The 17,685-nt window shown below is 38.5% G+C and carries 21 protein-coding genes; 5 read left to right on the forward strand and 16 right to left on the reverse strand.

Annotation, left to right across the window (positions count from 1 at the left end; all coding sequences use genetic code 11):
- The first annotated feature begins 54 nt into the window (after positions 1 to 54).
- Positions 55 to 651 (forward strand): hypothetical protein, encoded by a 597-nt coding sequence (locus tag fad_RS07115; RefSeq protein ID WP_081142908.1) that lies wholly within the window; start codon positions 55 to 57, stop codon positions 649 to 651.
- Here fad_RS07115 and fad_RS07120 read toward each other — a convergent pair.
- The gene (locus fad_RS07120) at positions 646 to 2,079 is read right to left on the reverse strand and encodes an MFS transporter (RefSeq protein WP_009886550.1); all 1,434 of its coding nucleotides are present in this window, start codon (positions 2,077 to 2,079) and stop codon (positions 646 to 648) included. The genes fad_RS07115 and fad_RS07120 overlap by 6 nt on opposite strands.
- A gap of 273 nt (positions 2,080 to 2,352) precedes the next feature.
- Here fad_RS07120 and fad_RS07125 point away from each other — a divergent pair, with 273 nt between their 5' ends.
- A complete protein-coding gene (locus tag fad_RS07125; protein ID WP_081142909.1) occupies positions 2,353 to 3,312 on the forward strand; it encodes a YrhK family protein in 960 nt (319 codons plus the stop codon).
- A 53-nt stretch (positions 3,313 to 3,365) separates the two neighbouring features.
- On the forward strand, positions 3,366 to 4,745 hold the full coding sequence (locus fad_RS07130; protein WP_081142910.1) for a glutamate decarboxylase: 1,380 nt from the start codon (positions 3,366 to 3,368) through the stop codon (positions 4,743 to 4,745).
- Positions 4,746 to 4,749: 4 nt separating this feature from the next.
- Here fad_RS07130 and hisIE read toward each other — a convergent pair whose 3' ends face one another.
- The 10 genes from hisIE to fad_RS07175 all read right to left on the reverse strand — a co-directional run bounded on the left by hisIE (position 4,750) and on the right by fad_RS07175 (position 11,584).
- Positions 4,750 to 5,361 carry a bifunctional phosphoribosyl-AMP cyclohydrolase/phosphoribosyl-ATP diphosphatase HisIE gene (gene hisIE, locus fad_RS07135; RefSeq protein WP_081142911.1) on the reverse strand — a complete coding sequence of 204 codons (612 nt, stop codon included), beginning with the start codon at positions 5,359 to 5,361 and terminating at the stop codon, positions 4,750 to 4,752.
- Positions 5,348 to 6,100 (reverse strand): imidazole glycerol phosphate synthase subunit HisF, encoded by a 753-nt coding sequence (gene hisF, locus fad_RS07140; protein ID WP_081142912.1) that lies wholly within the window; start codon positions 6,098 to 6,100, stop codon positions 5,348 to 5,350. The genes hisIE and hisF overlap by 14 nt, the downstream gene beginning before the upstream one ends.
- The gene (locus fad_RS07145) at positions 6,082 to 6,771 is read right to left on the reverse strand and encodes a HisA/HisF-related TIM barrel protein (protein ID WP_081142913.1); all 690 of its coding nucleotides are present in this window, start codon (positions 6,769 to 6,771) and stop codon (positions 6,082 to 6,084) included. Before fad_RS07145 ends, hisF begins: the two co-directional genes overlap by 19 nt.
- Complete coding sequence (gene hisH, locus fad_RS07150; RefSeq protein WP_081142914.1) at positions 6,768 to 7,337, reverse strand: imidazole glycerol phosphate synthase subunit HisH; 570 nt, start codon at positions 7,335 to 7,337, stop codon at positions 6,768 to 6,770. The genes fad_RS07145 and hisH overlap by 4 nt, the downstream gene beginning before the upstream one ends.
- On the reverse strand, positions 7,334 to 7,864 hold the full coding sequence (gene hisB, locus fad_RS07155; protein ID WP_081142915.1) for an imidazoleglycerol-phosphate dehydratase HisB: 531 nt from the start codon (positions 7,862 to 7,864) through the stop codon (positions 7,334 to 7,336). The genes hisH and hisB overlap by 4 nt, the downstream gene beginning before the upstream one ends.
- On the reverse strand, positions 7,861 to 8,988 hold the full coding sequence (hisD, locus tag fad_RS07160) for a histidinol dehydrogenase (protein WP_081142916.1): 1,128 nt from the start codon (positions 8,986 to 8,988) through the stop codon (positions 7,861 to 7,863). Before hisD ends, hisB begins: the two co-directional genes overlap by 4 nt.
- Positions 8,951 to 9,583 carry an ATP phosphoribosyltransferase gene (gene hisG / locus fad_RS07165; RefSeq protein WP_081142917.1) on the reverse strand — a complete coding sequence of 211 codons (633 nt, stop codon included), beginning with the start codon at positions 9,581 to 9,583 and terminating at the stop codon, positions 8,951 to 8,953. The genes hisD and hisG overlap by 38 nt, the downstream gene beginning before the upstream one ends.
- Complete coding sequence (locus tag fad_RS07170; RefSeq protein ID WP_081142918.1) at positions 9,580 to 10,332, reverse strand: ATP phosphoribosyltransferase regulatory subunit; 753 nt, start codon at positions 10,330 to 10,332, stop codon at positions 9,580 to 9,582. Before fad_RS07170 ends, hisG begins: the two co-directional genes overlap by 4 nt.
- Positions 10,310 to 10,474: a hypothetical protein gene (locus fad_RS09345; RefSeq protein WP_155951143.1), complete on the reverse strand. Its 165-nt coding sequence runs from the start codon at positions 10,472 to 10,474 to the stop codon at positions 10,310 to 10,312. Before fad_RS09345 ends, fad_RS07170 begins: the two co-directional genes overlap by 23 nt.
- A gap of 69 nt (positions 10,475 to 10,543) precedes the next feature.
- Complete coding sequence (locus tag fad_RS07175; RefSeq protein ID WP_081142919.1) at positions 10,544 to 11,584, reverse strand: SIS domain-containing protein; 1,041 nt, start codon at positions 11,582 to 11,584, stop codon at positions 10,544 to 10,546.
- Positions 11,585 to 11,728: 144 nt separating this feature from the next.
- Between fad_RS07175 and fad_RS07180 the strand changes: the two genes are divergently transcribed.
- A complete protein-coding gene (locus tag fad_RS07180) occupies positions 11,729 to 12,640 on the forward strand; it encodes an alpha/beta hydrolase (protein ID WP_196795590.1) in 912 nt (303 codons plus the stop codon).
- A 39-nt stretch (positions 12,641 to 12,679) separates the two neighbouring features.
- Here fad_RS07180 and fad_RS07185 read toward each other — a convergent pair whose 3' ends face one another.
- The 5 genes from fad_RS07185 to fad_RS07205 all read right to left on the reverse strand — a co-directional run bounded on the left by fad_RS07185 (position 12,680) and on the right by fad_RS07205 (position 16,877).
- Positions 12,680 to 13,147, reverse strand: coding sequence for an AAA-associated domain-containing protein (locus fad_RS07185; protein WP_081142921.1), 468 nt, complete (start codon positions 13,145 to 13,147; stop codon positions 12,680 to 12,682).
- Positions 13,148 to 13,467: 320 nt separating this feature from the next.
- Positions 13,468 to 15,090, reverse strand: a complete 1,623-nt coding sequence (locus tag fad_RS07190; RefSeq protein ID WP_009886564.1) for an ABC transporter permease subunit — start codon at positions 15,088 to 15,090, stop codon at positions 13,468 to 13,470.
- Between the two features lie 9 nt (positions 15,091 to 15,099).
- On the reverse strand, positions 15,100 to 15,891 hold the full coding sequence (locus fad_RS07195) for an ABC transporter ATP-binding protein (RefSeq protein ID WP_009886565.1): 792 nt from the start codon (positions 15,889 to 15,891) through the stop codon (positions 15,100 to 15,102).
- Between the two features lie 154 nt (positions 15,892 to 16,045).
- Positions 16,046 to 16,546, reverse strand: coding sequence for an NYN domain-containing protein (locus fad_RS07200; protein ID WP_009886566.1), 501 nt, complete (start codon positions 16,544 to 16,546; stop codon positions 16,046 to 16,048).
- A 46-nt stretch (positions 16,547 to 16,592) separates the two neighbouring features.
- Positions 16,593 to 16,877 carry a ferritin family protein gene (locus tag fad_RS07205; RefSeq protein WP_009886567.1) on the reverse strand — a complete coding sequence of 95 codons (285 nt, stop codon included), beginning with the start codon at positions 16,875 to 16,877 and terminating at the stop codon, positions 16,593 to 16,595.
- A gap of 337 nt (positions 16,878 to 17,214) precedes the next feature.
- Between fad_RS07205 and fad_RS07210 the strand changes: the two genes are divergently transcribed.
- A complete protein-coding gene (locus tag fad_RS07210) occupies positions 17,215 to 17,670 on the forward strand; it encodes a PaaI family thioesterase (RefSeq protein WP_009886568.1) in 456 nt (151 codons plus the stop codon).
- Positions 17,671 to 17,685 lie beyond the last annotated feature (15 nt).

Below are 17,685 nucleotides of genomic sequence, written 5' to 3' on the forward strand. Positions count from 1 at the left end.
ACAAATTCCTATTTTAAAAAGTTTTTATATAGAACAGTTATACTTGTATTAGAAATGAAAACTAAGGCCACCATAGGAAATTATACCGTGCTTTTAAAATCCAACCTGGCCCAGGCGATCAAGGTTCTTTATAATACAAGGAAAGTTATATATTATCCAGCAAACAGGGACTATCCAAAATTAAGTGAAGCACTGGATATATTTAAATTAAATATAAACAGCATGGAAGACAAGGGGGCCAGGGTAGCTATTGCCTTTAATGGGAATTTTATATATAAAAAACTGGACACTGACAAAAAAAATAGCCTTATACATTTTCTGGACTTCCTGCTTCTGATCCCACCTCCAAAATTTTCAATAAGGAAAGGCAAAAACACTGCAATAATTAATGAAATAACAGTCCCAAAACTATCTTCAATACTGGATTCGGTGCTTAACTTTAAATTTCCCAGATACTGGATAGATAAACAGAAAGAATATGAATCTATATCTATTGCCATAATGAGGATAATAAATGAAAGTGACAATAATCAGAGTTTGCCGGAACCACTATGGAAAATTGAGCAAAATTTAAAAGAAAAAGATGTTGAATCTATAAAGTTTTATACAGCTCAAATAAAAGAATGGATATCTATGGGATTAATTTTATGACTGCTCTTTCTTTGCTTCTGGCAATATGAGTTTAGGCACGCCATGGACATGCTTATAGGATGCTAAAGCAATTTCTTCCAGGGTTAACCCCTTTGTTTCTGGCGTAAAGAATATTGTAAATACAAAGGCCAGAACCATTAAACCGAGAAGGATAAAGAAGAACGATGATTTGCCCAGTGATGCACTTATAAGCGGAAACATGAACGCAGCAAGGAAAGAAGCTATCCTTGTTATGCCTGTAGCACCACCCATGGATGAAGACCTCAATTTTGTTGGAAGCAGTTCTATTGCGTATAATCCCATGGTATCACCGGGGCCAAGGTTGCCTATGCCATAGTCAATCACAAATGCTGCAATTCCGATAATTATCCCTATGCTTGCTATCGCACTGGATGCAATAAAGAACATAGCCATGGCTATTGCCATTCCACCGAATCCTAAAGCCTGCAAAGGCCTCCTGCCAAGCCTGTCATTAAGCATTACTGCACCGAATGCACCGAGGAATCCAACCGGCATGTTAAATATAAGGGAAAACAGTAGTGAAGAACTATGTGATATTCCCAGTGTAGTTAGTATAATTGGTGAATAAAGGCCTATACCATATCCAGCTATATCATAGAGTATCCACTGGAACCATATAATAGCCGTACGTTTTCCATATTCCCCCTTAAATAGTGCTGTGAATGAACCGGCGGCGATATTTTCTTCCTTCTCCCTTTCAGCTATTATAGCTTTTATATCCTCTTTTGTAATCCCTACCCGTTCTGCTATTGAATCCAGGTCTTTTGCGGATAATTTTGATTTGCCCGGCTCCAGTATATCCCATCTCACAGATTCTGGCATCCGTGTTCTTAACACTACTGTAACTATTGCAGGTATTGCACCTATAGCCAGTGTATATCTCCATCCCACAAGAGGGTTTATCATATAAAAAACGTATCCGATTGCAAATGCCGCTCCTGCACCGATGCTCCAGAATGTCCAGACCCAGCCATATCCTGCACCCCTCTTTTTGTCCGGGTACATTTCTGTTGTGTATACCGGACTCAAAGCGTAATCTGCTCCAACTCCCCAGCCCACGAAGAACCTGAATATTATCATTTCATATATGTTCGTGGATAACGCAGATAGTATAGCAAATACAGCGAAGAATATGAGATCGAATATATACAGATACCGCCTGCCAATATTATCGGCAAAATGCCCGAAAATAACGGCACCCACAAAGGCACCCAGAAGTGCTGCGCCGGTAACAAAAGATTCCGTAAATGGATCATAATGGAATGGCTTAAATGTAACAAGCACAAGGGTAAATACGGATATCACACTCAAATCGTAACCATCCAGAAAATACCCCATAGCGGAAAGTGTTGTAATCACTGACCTGCCGGGAATTTTAATTTGACTTCCAGTTTCGTTTTCTGTCATTCAAAAAGTATAAACCAGATGTATATAAATAATTGCATAATACTTAATAATAGCAGCAATATCAAGATGATTATATTATTATTTGTGGCATATTTGCCTGTTTCAATGAATACTGCATGGCATCTATTTATTATATTTCATGAACCAGCATACTATGTTGTATTTCAATGTTTCCATGGTCGCATAACATCCCTGAACTATATTAATGCAGTTAACCAATATTATTTCAAAAGTGTAATAAAAAGTTTTATAAATCAATACAGATAAGGTATAATGCTGGAACACGTGGACACTGGTACCCATCTCTATTTTCTCCATATGTTGCAGGATAACGGCATGGGAATCCAGTTCAAATGGAAGGAAATTAAAGATATTTCTGTTGCAATATTTGGAGATAGCATATTTGATGACATTGTTAAGAATGAAATTGTGGATACATGCTCCGATAATGAAATACTTGAAGTAACCAATCTGAATAATATAGATTCGAACCTGCCACGATCTCAACGTGAATCCCTATACAGCGCAATTATAAAGTTTCTTTCCACGGACGAAAACGTGCCAGGAATAATGGAAATAATATATGCGTCCCGTAAAATAGGGAGGGCTATAATTGATTCTATTAACATGAATATTATAATAAATAAATTAGAGGATAGGTATATAAATTTAAGAATAGCTATGGCAATGGCGTCATCCATGGACTTTTACTACTCTGTACCATTCAGGTCTTTCTGTAAAACAAGGCTGGATAAGGTTCAATTTTCTTTTGATAATTATGAAAAATATCTTGGCGACATGTGGTTTATAAAAATAGTGCTGGCTATGAAAGACAATACAGGTGAAGGCCTGGCATACGTAAAATTTCCGGAAAATTCGAGGTTAAATTATATTGAAACAATAAACGGCATGGCTGCCGGCGGGCTTCTGGCGTCATTGTTCTTGCACAGCGCAGAGTTCTTGAGTGATACCAGGGTAATTTCGGCTATAAACCGGTACGAATATAATGAAATAAAGAAGCAGAGAGCAGGCAAGTTTTATGGCTGGGTCGCTATAGGCAATGATGTGGCAATAGGCCTTGAGTTTCTAAGTGGCAGCATATTATTTTTAAGCCAGGCAGATTACTTCTATGGAGTATACCTTTTCATAGCCGCGAGCATACAGTTGCTTGTTAAGCCAGGTATTGAAATATTCCGGAGAGCAAGAGTTTCCACAATGAAGAAAAATAAATAATGTCTATATGATACAACCGTATACCGTTTTATACTATCTGCCTATTCATTATTATGGTATCTAGAAAGATGAATCCTGAAAGAAAGATTTATGGAACTTATAGCAACAGGGATTTTAATAATCCAGTGCCTGAATTTGAATTTCCGGAGGAGGGAATGGCGTCCAGGGCTGCATATGAAATGATACATGAGGAATTAAAGCTTGATGGAATTCCAGAATTAAATCTGGCAACTTTCGTTACAACATATATGGAACCGGAAGCAAAAAATCTGTATATGGAAAATGCACATAAAAATTTCATAGATAGTTTCGAATACCCCCAGATAAAAAAGGAAGAAACGAGAATTGTCAATATACTCTCGAGGCTCTACAATGCGCCGGAGGGAAAAGATTTTACCGGAACATCAACAATAGGTTCTTCTGAATCTATAATGCTGGCATTGCTGGCACACAAGTGGAACTGGAAGTCTAAAATGGAAGCCCTGAAAAAGGATACGTCAAAGCCCAACATTGTCTTTGGTGCCGATACACATGTGGTATGGGATAAATTTGCAAAATATTTTGATGTTGAAGCAAGGGTAGTCCCACTTGATGCAAACACAAAGGTGGTTGACCCCGAAAAGCTTATAGAAAATGTTGATGAGAATACAATAGCTGTTGGTGCAGTGCTTGGAACAACTTTTACAGGTGCTTTTGATGATGTTAAACGCATAAATTCACTTCTGGAAGAATTAAAATCTAAAAAAGGTTTAGATATTCCAATACACGTGGATGCTGCAAGTGCAGGTTTCATAACACCTTTCATAGAACCGGAACTTGAATGGGATTTCAGGCTCAGCCACGTAAAATCCATAAACGTTTCAGGACATAAATTCGGGCTTGTGTATCCTGGCATAGGATGGCTTCTCTTCAAGGATAAAGCCGACCTGCCCGATGATCTGGTATTTTACGTTAATTACCTTGGAGATGATATGCCCACATATACGCTTAATTTCTCTAAAAGTGCTGCAAACATAGCACCACAGTACTATAACATAATAAGGCTTGGAAAATCAGGTTACCGCAATATAGCGGAAAATATAATGAAGAATGCGAAATATCTTGCAGATAAAATAGGGGAATTTCCGGAGCTGGAGGTTGTAAGCAGGGCAGAACATATACCTGTTGTAACGTTCAGGCAGAAGAAAGCTGGCAGTTACACCCTCTTCGACCTCTCCGCCGCAATCAGGAGCTATGGCTGGATTGTACCGGCATATTCCCTGCCGGATAATGCGAAGGATACGGTGCTTATGAGGGTTGTAGTCCGCGAAGGCTTTAGCAGGGACCTTGCCGATATATTCCTTGAAAATTTACAACAGTCTATGGAAAGATTATCCGGAAAGGGAATAGAAAAATCAAAAATTTCAAGCCGCAGGGGGCATGCTGTCTCCTGAACTTTTAATTTTTTCTCCTTTTTGATAGTTCATCCATTATATCGGATAGTTTTATATTTTCGTATGAGAGGAATACAAGAAGATGGTATAGCAGGTCTGCAGTTTCATATACAATCCTGTCCTTGCCCTGTGCCAGTATTGATTCAACTGCTTCTTCACCAACCTTTTTCTTTATGTTCTCCTCTCCGGATTCAAAAAGTTCCGTTGTGTATGAATTTTTCCTGGGTGTGTTTTTGGTTTTAGCTATTAATGATTCAAGTTCAAGGAGGACTTCCAGTGAATAATTTATATTTCCCACAACAACCGGAGTTCCAATTTCCCTGAAGCAGCTTTTGGTTCCCAGGTGGCAGGCAGCACCCTTCTGTTTTACCATGAATAAGAGGGAGTCATTATCACAGTCTATCATAACATCCTTTATTTCCTGTATATTTCCACTGGCTTCCCCCTTCATCCTTACCCGCTGCTTAGATCTTGAATAATAATGCATGAGGCCTGTTTCCATGCTTTTCCGGTATGCCTCTTCATCCATATATGCAAGCGTTAGAACCTCTTTTGTCTCACTGTCCTGTACAACAACGGGCATGAGCCCTTCAAATTTTAAATCATAATCTGACATTTACACCATTCTCCTTCAGGTATTTTTTGATCTCATTTGCAGTATACTTCCCTTCATGGAAGATGGAAGCTGCAAGTGCCCCATCCGCCCCGGCCTGGAATGCACCAAGGAAATCTGCAGGTGATCCGGCACCACCGGAGGCAATAACAGGTATATTGACACTTCCGGTTATTTTTTCAATCAGTTCCGTATCAAATCCCTTCTTTGTGCCATCTGTGTTTATAGAGGTAACCAGAAGCTCCCCTGCACCAAGGCTCTCTGCTTTCTGTGCCCATGAAATTGCATCAACTCCAGCATTCAAAGTTCCTCCATGGGTGTATACATAATAATTTCCATTATGCCTGCCTGAATCTATTGCTATAACTGTATTGGCTGAACCAATTCTATCCGATATTTCACCTATTATTTCAGGGTGTTCAACTGCGTATGTATTAATAAATATGCGGTCTGCCCCATTCCTTATTATTTTTACCATGGTTTCTATATCCGTTAACCCGCCTCCTACTGTAAATGGGATATATACCTCTGAGGCAACCCTTTCAACAAGCATATTCATAATGTTCCTTTTCTCACGGGTTGCCCGGATATCGAGGAATACAAGTTCATCAATTCCTTCCGATTCATAGCGTTTAGCAAGCTGGATAGGATCTCCGGAATCCCTTACATTCTCAAAGTTTACACCTTTTACTACCCTATCACCGGCAATGTCCAGTGCCCCTATTATTCGTTTTGCAAGCATTTTAATTCCTCTATTTTTATATTCCCATTATAAAGGGCCTTACCAATTATGGCACCATTAAACCCCATACTTTCAAGTTTCTTCAGGTCATCAATCGAGTTTACGCCACCGGCATACATAAAATATCCTTCATCCCAGAATTTCTCTATCCTGCTTATATGCCCGGTACCATCGCTATTTATTGCCGTAAATATAAAACGGTTTGCCATGCCCTTTACCATGGAATAAAAATCACGGTAACTGATTCCCGCCCCATCTGCCCATCCGTTGTATTTGATATAGCCATTGTATGCATCTATGCTGATGGTTATATTTTTATATTTTTCTGAAACTTCCTCCAGAATTTTTTTATCAAGGGAAGCTGTGCCTATTATAATGCTATCAATTCCAAGGCTATAGCCTGTTTCGATGGATTCCATTGTCCGGTAGCCACCTCCTGCCTGAATAAAAGATTTCACATTTTTCCTTATGCTTTTGATAAGATTGGTATTGGCAGGATTTCCTGTGAAGGCCCCATTAAGGTCAACGATATGCAATTTGCCCGAGATTGAAGAAAATTTCTGTGCAAATTTTACCGGGTCTCCAAATGACTCAATTTTTTCTATCTTCCCGTTTTCAAGGGATACTGCTTCACCATTATAAATATCAATAGCAGGATATATATCTATCATTTCAAACCTCCAAAATTTTTCAATACCCTTATGCCATCGTTTCCAGATTTTTCAGGGTGAAACTGCACCCCGTAGATATTTCCCATTTCGATTCCTGAAGCAAATTTATTTCCGTATTCTGTCTCCATAACTGTATATTGATTTTCAGGGACATAATAGGAATGCATAAAATAAAAGAATGAGTCATTCCCTATGCCTTCCATAATCTTTGAAGGGGATTTTACATTTACTGTATTCCATCCCATATGGGGAGTTTTTACACCATTAAACTTCTTTACAGTTCCATTGAATACTCCTAATCCGTTGCCGGGGCCTTCTTCGCTGTTTTCGAAGAGGATTTCCAGCCCGAGGCATATTCCAAGATATGGAATCCCGGACTTTATTCTCTCTACCAGCAGATCCTTAATAGGCTTAATAATTTGTGATACATACTGGAAAGACCCCACTCCCGGAAAAATTATTTTTTCAGATTTTTCTATTTCATATGGATCGCTGGTTACTTTTCCCCTGACTATTCTATTTATATTGGAAAGGTTTCCTGTATTAATATCGATAATTGCTATCACAGTATCCCCTTCGTGCTCCTTGTATATTCAGTTCCTTCCAGTGCATTTCCCAGGGCTACCCCTAAAGCCTTGAAGACATTTTCAGTTATGTGGTGTGAATTTGTGCCACTGAACTTAATCACATGCAGTGTCATGGGCATTGTCCTGGCAAGTGCCCACAGGAACTCATAGAGGAGGTTCAACTCGAAACCCTCTGCATCCCTGAAATCAACCTGGAAATTTATGTATGCCCTTGAAATATCTAAAGAAACCATTATGAGTGATTCGTCCATAGGCATTGTTGCACTTCCAAACCTCTTTACCGGTTTTTCGCCCTTTAAGGCTGTGAGCTCCATGGCAATTGTAATACCCAGATCTTCCCACAGGTGGTGCCTGAGATCATAGGAACACTTAATTTTTGCATTCCTGCCCATGTAGAAGAACAATGTGCGCATCATATGGTCCAGTATCTTATCCCCTGTTTCTATTATTGTACTTTCTGAACCGATATCCACCTCTATCACAGTTTCCTTCGTCTCCCTTATCATAGCCTTGCCTCCATAGATTTATAGTGAAGTGGCATCCCTTCTATTTTTGCCAGTTCCAGACCCAGCTCACGATCAGCCATAAAGTCTTCCCTGGATACGCTGGCAAAGGATGTTTTTTTCATAAAGTCGTCCACTGTAAGTGCTGAAGAAAATCTGGATGTCCCGCCGGTTGGCAACAGGTGGTTTACACCAAGGAAATAATCTCCAGCTGGCACAGGGGCATACTCACCTATGTATATTGCACCGGCATTTTTTATCCTGCTGAATATTCCCATTGGATCTTTTGCCTGTATTTCCATGTGCTCCGGAGCTATTTCATTTGCCTTTGATATGAGTTCGTCCATATTTTCGAAAACCATTACCTCTATTCTTTCATTTCCGGCAGTGGAAATGGCTTTGCCGGTGGTGAGCAGCCATGCCTTTGATGTTATGCCATGTTCCAGCTGTGAATTGAGGTCAGCCAGTATATATTCATCCTTTGCTGTTCCATCAGATATTACCATAACCTCCGATGGGCCGTATAAGCCATCTATCCCGGTAAATCCATAGACCTGCCTCTTTGCCTCGTTTACATATGAATTCCCGGGGCCGAATATTTTATCAACCTTTTTCATTCCAATGCCGTATGCCATTGACCCTATTGCCTGCACACCTCCGATACGGTATACCTCATGAATGCCCAGAAGGCCAGCTATATAAAGTGTGTATGGATTTACCCTGCCATTGCTTTCCGGAGCAGACACAATTACAATATCCCTGACGCCTGCTATTTTTGCCGGAATCCCTATCATCATTACGGTAGATGGCAGAGGCTTTTTTCCAGGTATATACATTCCTATTCTTTCTATTGGCGTGTATCTTATTCCATATATAGATCCCCTGGAAAAACGCACCTTATCGTTGTTATACTGTATAGCATGGTTTTCATATATCCTCTTATAGGTTCTGTTTATTATGTCTTTCTGGTATACCGGTATTAATTCTTTCGCTTCGGCAAATTCGCTTTCAGGAACTTTAAATGGCATCCCGTAGCCGTCGAATTTTTTGGAATATTCCGAAACTGCATCAATGCCGCCCGATTTAATATCATTCAATATATTTTTTACATACTCTTCTATTTCCATTTAATCCACCTGCTTTTTCAATAAAATTATTTATTTCCTTATATTTTATTTTCTGTGATACCCTGTTAACCACCAGAATTGCAGAGATATCCATTATTTTCTGTATTTCCACCAGATTATTCTTCTTCATGGTTTCTCCGGTCTGGACCACATCCACAATTGCATCGGCTATCCCTGTTTCCGGTGCAAGTTCAAGGGAACCGTTCAAAGGTATTATATTTGCATCTATGCCCATGGAAAAGAAATAATCCCGGGTAATATTGGGGTGTTTTGTGGCTATGTCAAGCCCTTCAAAATCTTTTATGCTGTATTTTTCCGGAGCAATTAAGCTGAGCCTGCATTTCCCGAAATTCAGGGTCAATGGCGTAAACAGCCTGCTCCTGCTCTCAGAAAGTGTGTCGGAACCGCATATGCCTATATCTCCTGCATATTCTGTATATACAGGTACATCCCTTGCCCTTGGCAATATAATTTCATTGCCATCCTGGTAGAACATGAGTTTTCTGTCATCATCGATATTTATTTTTATCCCTGCATTTTGAAGGAATGCCAGGGAATCATTCATCAACCTGCCTTTTGGTATTACAAATTTCATCTTTGCACATCTCCGTATAATTTTGATAATGCCTGCAAATCAAGCGAGAAGCCACATCCATTCATCTTTTTAATTACGTAATTTCCACCGCCTCCAAGAAATTCGTGCCTTCCATAGATCTCGAATATAAGGCCACGGTAATATTCAGGTTGCCTCACTGTCCCGAGGTCTATAATAACCCGTGGATCATTTATTTCTTCTAATATGCTGTCCAGTTCAGGTATGCCACTATTCCTTGTCCTGGTGTCCATTATCTGAAACAGTTTATCCATGCCATCAATATCCATATTCTGAAGCTGTGGATAGTTCCTGTTTTTCACTGCATTTAAAATTATGTCTCCATCTTTTTTCTTCCTATATGGGTCAAAAACATCTGTAATGCTGATATCAATATTGTAATCCCTTATCCCCAGGTCATCCAGAATTTTTATGGCCATTTTCAATATTTCTATATTTGCCTCACCTGGAACTGCCCCTATAATTTCCAATCCAGCTTTGAGTGATTCACCGAGAAATTCGTCTGCCTGCCGTGAAATATAATAAACCCTGGAATTTCCAGGAAAACGGTTGTTCATTAACCTGAGGGTAATATCGGGCTCAAGGACATACACATCATTCCTGAATATAAACCTGAATCCACCTATCCTATCAGATTTTACATATGCAGGAGGGAATATTTCCGAATATCCAGAATCATGGCATGATTTCCTGATGGAGTAGGCAATATCACTTAATTTCTGATCTTCCATTTTCAAAATAACCACTATAATTCAAAATACTATCTGGCAAACTATAAACTGTGGTTATCTTGCTATGATGATGTATATGCGAAGCCATTTTTGAAAAAGCAGTATCGCTGGCTATATATTCCGTATACATCTCTGTTGCCATGGGCTTTGATTATAATAGCATATATAAGAGTTATCAATAAAAATTATGCTTAAAATATCAATTTTAATATTAATGTGCCCCCGGTGGAAAAACTATGTCATCGAATTTTCTATATGTTTCTTCATCGAATCTCAATAAGTCAGGGTTTACATTCTGTTCCACCGCCATATAATATGCCAGATAATACAATGGAAGGACATTTAAAAGTGCGTTTATGTACTCGTCCCCTAAGTCCGGCAAATCTATGGAATAATCACCATCTCCGTTAATTACCACGGTCTTTGTACCTACTACTTTACATGCCCTTACTATATCATCTGTCCTTGAATTAACTGTATTGCTGTTAATTATGATCAAAAGCGACTTGTCATCTATGAGCGATGTACACCCATGAATAAATTCTTCAAGTTCTATTCCCTCCGCGTGTATATGTGTAGCTTCCTTTATTTTCTGTGCAGCTTCCCTGGCTACAGGCTCTTCCGGACCTGCGCCCAGTACGAATATCCTGTTGACGTATGAAAGGTTATGTGCGATTTTCTTTACAGTTGAATCCAGGGATGCTACAAGCCCCTTCAGTGTTTCTATGGTATTATCAATGTCCATGTCAATTCCTGCATATCTCGAAGCAATGTACATAGATGCAATGGCATTGTCAAAGAAGGATTTTGTATTGCAGAGTGATTTATCATCAGCATCGATAACTATGCTTTTATTTGATATGAGTTCCATGGGTGTTCCATGGTAATGTGTTATTCCCACTATATACGAAAATTTTTTCTGGTATATGAGGGAGTCTATGGTTGATTTTGTTTTTCCACTGTTTGATATTCCAACGACGGTTCCATGAACCGGGACATAATAATTTAAAAGTTCATATGACTGGACAAATGCGTATTTTAAATCCGTTTTATACAGGAATCCTGCGCCTATCTGGGCTGCGTGGTATGCCGTGCCATTTCCTGTAAACAGCAAAGGTTTGCTGGATAGAAATGAATAATCTGTATTTTCCATGGTTTTTCTTGTAATTTCAAGGGATTCTGGCGTTTCCCTGATCATATCATACATATAATACGGATGCCCATTGCGTTTTTCCGGAATTGTATCTGTCATAGGGGTATAAAGCTAAAAAGCATATATTTATTTTGTTACAATATAAATCTAATTTTTACAGGCATATTCCAGGGCCAGTAATACTTCATACAGGCTATAACAGAGAGAACTATAAATTGAAATACTGTTATGAATTTAATGAATATGGTAGATCCGGATTTTAATTCGCTTATAGAATTGTCAAAAAGTGCGGGAGATATGACGAAAATAGAGCCTGCTATGCTTAGAAATTTCCTTGACGAATCCTCACTGAGCTCCAGGGGGGCGCCAGTGGAGATAAAAGAGATCAAAGATTATAAAATAAAACTGGATGGGCGCACACTGAATGCCAGAATGTATGATGATAATAATGCAAAATCAGCTATTTTATATTACCATGGTGGAGGCTTTCTTTTCGGCAATATTGAAACATATGATAATTATTGCCGCTTCCTTGCTAAGGAGTCAGGGGTTAAGATTATATCTATTGAATACCGACTGGCACCGGAACATAAATTTCCAGATGCTTTCAATGATGCTTATGATTCGTTCCATTATATAGCTAAAAAGAAGAAAGATTTTGGAATAGAAGGCAGAATAGGCGTAGCCGGTGATAGTGCCGGTGCAAATCTTGCAGCTGCATTATGCCTGAAATGCCGTGATGGGAAAACTGAAATGCCTGCTGTACAGGTATTGTTCTATCCAAGCCTTGCACCGGATAATTTCTCCAGATCTTTTATTGAGTATTCCGATAACTATGTCTTAACGGGAAAGATGATAAGATATTTCGGAAATATGTATTCAAAAAATATGCAGGATCTGATAAATCCATATTTCTCGCCCCTTGTTGCCGATGATTTTTCAAATCTTCCACCAGCCATAATGGTAACTAATGAATACGACCCTTTGAGAGACCCTGAAGAAACATATGTTAAAAAACTCAGGGAAGCGGGAGTCAGGGCAGTTGGAATAAGGGGGATAGGAATGATTCATGGCTCGGCCACTGACTTTGAGGTTTCTGATGGTGCCAGAAACATTGTAAAAATGGTTGCCAGGATTATTCCTGACTATTTATAGATAGGAATGCAGGGTATTTTAACAACAGAATAGGCGAGATCAGGCAATAACCTGGAAACCATCATCTGTTTTTTTCAGAAGGCGGGAATAAATTCCCCATTCAATAAGTATTACCTCCAGGTCATGAGTTCCGTCCGGGTTGTTGAATGTAGGCACATCATTTTCCTTAAGCTTATCTATTATATCTTCAAGCGTGAATTCACTCATAGAAATAGCAGTTTTAAATGGCTCTATATTTTTAAGCGAATCCCGTATAATTTGCTTTCTTGTATTCATTCCCGATTTTATATATTCTATTCCCTTCTGTGATATCGATATATCTCCGGATTCTGCATTCACCAATCCAATATTTGATGCGGTGTATACTATTGGCATTAAATCGTCAAGGTCTACTTCCATTTCCTTTTCCATTTGATAAAGGTCAGTTTTTCCATCGAATATGTTATTAAGTACATAAAGCAATCCCAGCAGGTCAGCTATCCTTGCATCGGGGTCAATTACATCCATAAAGTGTATATATAATCTGCGTTTATAATATTAATGTTTTATAATGTGCTTATAATTGCATAATTTTAATATATACAATTATTGAATTGAGTTCTATATAATATATAATAACAGGCATTTTTATTATCCTTAGCGTAGATTCCAATAATACGGTATATAGGCTCCACTTCAATATCATATGGCATTTTGGGGCTGCTGGTGAGCTTACGATCGTATGGAAAGAAGCTTCTTTTCTAAAACAGGAACAGATGGCCTTAAATCAGTAACCCGGCAAATTTGTGAGGGCAATACTTATACAAAGGCATAGTTTTTGAGGCGTATCAAGCCGAGTAAACACCCTCTTCAGCAACATATTTCTTCTGTGCAAGATCCATCATTTTTCTTGTAAACAGTACAGAGTAAATAGCTACTATTATGCCGAATATTAAGGACCCCCAGGCCGCAAGGGTCAGGTCTCCGTTGGCAGTAGCAATATCTATAGTTTTCATAAGCCCGGTGTGTACAGAAAGGGAATGCGTGCCATATATATTTGGCCAGTATTCTCCTATCATTAACCCTCCCCATGCACTGTTTATTGTGGATGATATTCCACTGATGAGATATGGGAATGTAGAAGGAATTATTACCTTTCTCATTTTTTTGAAATACCCGAGTTTGAGATTTTTTGTAATTTCCCAATATTCAGATGGCATTGCCTTTACCCCCATCCAGAAGGAATAGAATACATAATAAAAGGTACTGACAAACCCGAGCGATAACACGTAGAGTTCATTGGTAAATCCTCCAAATAAACTTAACATGAATGGTTCTGTCAAGATAAACAGAAATGGGAAATAAATAGGAGCCGGATAAGCACTCAAAGATTGTATGATCGGTATCCAGTATTTTTCTGCCCTTTTATTCACAGCCAGATAATATCCAAGGAATATAGCTATTACCATGGATACCAGAAGTATTGATCCCACCCGGACATAGTCAAATCCCAGCCCTGTTAACAGAAATGGGGTTTTGTTGAATAATATACTCCATTCTGATGGCTTGACTGAAATTATTAAAGAGACAACGCCGTATAATAAAGCAATCAATATGATTATGCCAATTGAAGCATAGATGTATTTATACCTCTTCTGCTTCTTTTCCTTCTTCTCATATGTTTGCTCATGTTTGTCGCCCTCTCTGTATTTATAGTATCTTGCCAGCCTTGTGAGTGGATTTTTTGAAAGTGCCGCAAAAACCCTTGCTGTTTCCCTTAGATTTAGCCTGCCACGTTTCATTACAGGGGCATCTGTATCCAGTGTATACCTGCCAACTGCGTATTTGCTGAATTCCCTTAATACAATAACAATTGCCACTATTACTATGCCCAGTATAAGAAGCGCCATTTCTATATTAAAGAGCTGTGCACCGGCTACAAATGTATCCAGTACTGACCCTATGCCGAAGGTCTGGTATGTATGTACACCCACCTCAAAAACTTCGCTGACAGTTATATAAAAAAAACCGTTGGACACACTTGGAAAGAGGTTTGCAGTAATACGTGGCACAGAAAAAGGAATATAAAGGTACCGTAGCCTTGAGAATAGACCGAATCTGGAGTTTTCTACAACTTCAACCATTTCACGGGGAACCGTTTTAAAAGCCTGGTACTCTCCCATCCAGATATTCCATACTACAGCGGTAAACACCAGAAAATCTGCGGCAAGTTCAACACCCAGTGTACCGCCAACATGTGTAATGAATATCACCAGAACAACTGGAAAGAATGTAATTACCGGAATTGATTCAAATACTTCAATAAGAATGATATATATATTCTCAAAGAATTTGGATTTAATTGAGGCATATGCCAGAAACCAGCCTGTAAGTATGGAAAGCAGTATGAGCCCGATTACACGTCCTGCTGTGGCAAGCACAGCCAGTATTATTAGTATTATCGCATCCATAATTACACCTCATTTCTTCTTCCTCGGCGGTGTCAGATAGCTATAAAGCATATCTAAATTTGCATTAAATTCATCACTTCTCGGGCTCCTTGGCCTTTGCATCGTAACCTGTACTTTGCTGATAACAGTTGCGGGTATATTATTCAATATATATATTTCATCTGCAAGTTCCAGAACTTCTGTAAGGTTATGTGAGACCATTATAACTGATTTTAGTGGAGTTTCTCCGCTGAAAAGTATGTTGTATATATCCTGCCTTAGACCTTCAGCGGTAAGTTCATCAAGATGCGCAAATGGCTCATCCATGAGAAAGACATATGGGTCTGCAGCAAAAGCCCTTGCTATTGCAACCCTCTGGCGCATTCCCCCGCTCATTTCCTTCGGATATAAATCCTCAAAACCATCAAGCCCGACCCTTGACAATGACACTGTGGCTTTCTCTTCCATTTCATCCTTTGTCATATTCTTTGTCTTCATGGAAAGCATGACGTTCTCTTTTGCATCCATCCATGGAAATGTTACTATAGACTGATGAATCAATGCAACCTCCGGAGTAGGTTCATACAATGGTTTTCCCATTAACCTGACAATGCCTTTATCCGGTTTTAAAAATCCGCCTAATATGCGCAAAAGTGTTGATTTCCCGATTCCCGATGGGCCTATAATAGCAATAAATTTTCCGGGTTCAGCTTCAATATTTATATTTTCAAATACATCATAACCATTGTCGTATGAAAAATATATTCCCTCTGCCTCCAGAATTGAATTCGTTACATTTTCATCCTTAATTCCCATTTCCATTATGATTCACCCGCTGGTGAAAATACCCCCGATCATAATGGTTATTAATTGAATATTATTTTATTATTAACTCACGAGGCTATCTCCAACTTGGTATTAAAATAATATATATAACATTATCCCGTATCAAACTCTGGAAATTATATAATAAAAATCATTGTTTATTTTTAAAGAAATGCCACCATCCGGATTGTTTTTTATCAACTTTATTCTTTTTGCCAGATTTAACTCCGTTTACAGGTTCCAGCATTACATCACCGCCAACAAAAATAAAACCAAGGGTGATATTATCTATATTTTTGTTAACCCAGTCGTTATCCCTGTATTCCCTGAACTTGTCGTTCGAGACTATAAGGCAATTTTTTTCCCGGGCATAATCAAGTATAAATGTATCTGCTTTTATTCCTGATGGAGAGAGAATTAGCTTTTTGTTTGCAAGCATCCGGTTAAATTTATCTTTTTCGTCTATAATGTACCTGATATTGGCATCACATATTGTTATAATTTCTGAGGCTTTTAATTCTTTCAATTTTCTTATAACTTCCAGTATATTGCCGAGCACGGCAGTTTTCTTATCAGAATCTTTATGCCCGTAAAGAGCAACATTGCTCCCATCTATAATTACCGTTGCTCCTGAAATTTTATTTTCAAACATAAGTCAACTTAAATGTAAAATAAAATAAATAGGTTTTCTTAAATGTTTAATCTCCCAGTTCTTTTAATTCTTTTTTAGAGAATAATATTTCCTTTAATTCCCTGTCAAGTTCCGGGTCATTTCTCCTGAGGTATTCCAGCAGCAATGAGAAATGTTCTTTTTCATCGTCCCTGTTATGCTTTATTACTTCCTTCAATACAGGATCCTTTGATGCATCCAATCTCTCATCATAGAACATTATTGCCTGCATTTCCTCTATTAGCGATTGCCTTGCTCTTGACATATCCTTTGTCTTTTCATCCAGATCCTTTCCTACTTCATATACCGGCATGAAATATACAATCCAATTTCCAATATAAATTTATTGTATATATAAAAAGAGCCATTCATTTTAATATAAATTTTATAACATAAAATGACTGGAAAATATTGATTATTATGTGCTTTAAGGTCATTGTTATGAAAATATCAATATATTTGTATCAGAGATTCTAACAGATATAGAATAATTTTTGACAATGGTGTAATGATAAGCATTGATACAATCCATATCATACCAGAAATTTCACATATATAATACAGTAACTGCACAGGCAGCAAGGCCAGGGGATTACGGCCGTACAATGGGAGAATTATTATATTTATTAACCTAGAATCGATACCATGTTATGGCAAACAGGATAGAACAGATTATGAAATTTTCGGATGACCTGGAAACACTGAATAAAATGTTTGAACAGAACGAGAATTTATTTGCATACTTAGGCATAAAAATAACAAAAATTAGCAAGGGCTATTGCGAACTATCACTTCCATACAGTGAAAAAATAACCCGTGCCGGGAATGTTCTACATGGTGGCATAATGATGACCGCTGTGGATTATGCAGGCGGAATAACCACGATGACGGTAAACGATGGAATGGACCAGGTAACACAGGAAGTAAAAGTTAATTTTCTAGCTCCCATGTCAGAGGGGCCGTTTAGAATAGAGGGGAAAGCGATAAAAGCTGGAAGAACGGCAGTCATAGTGGAAATAAAGCTATTTGACTCTGAGGGCAAGTTGGGAATAGTGGCTCTTGGAACATGGTATGTGATAAGGGACAGGATAATAAAAAAGAGCTAATGCTATCAATGCCTA

Origin of the sequence: Ferroplasma acidiphilum (genome assembly GCF_002078355.1) — an archaeon.
Lineage (GTDB): Archaea > Thermoplasmatota > Thermoplasmata > Thermoplasmatales > Thermoplasmataceae > Ferroplasma > Ferroplasma acidiphilum.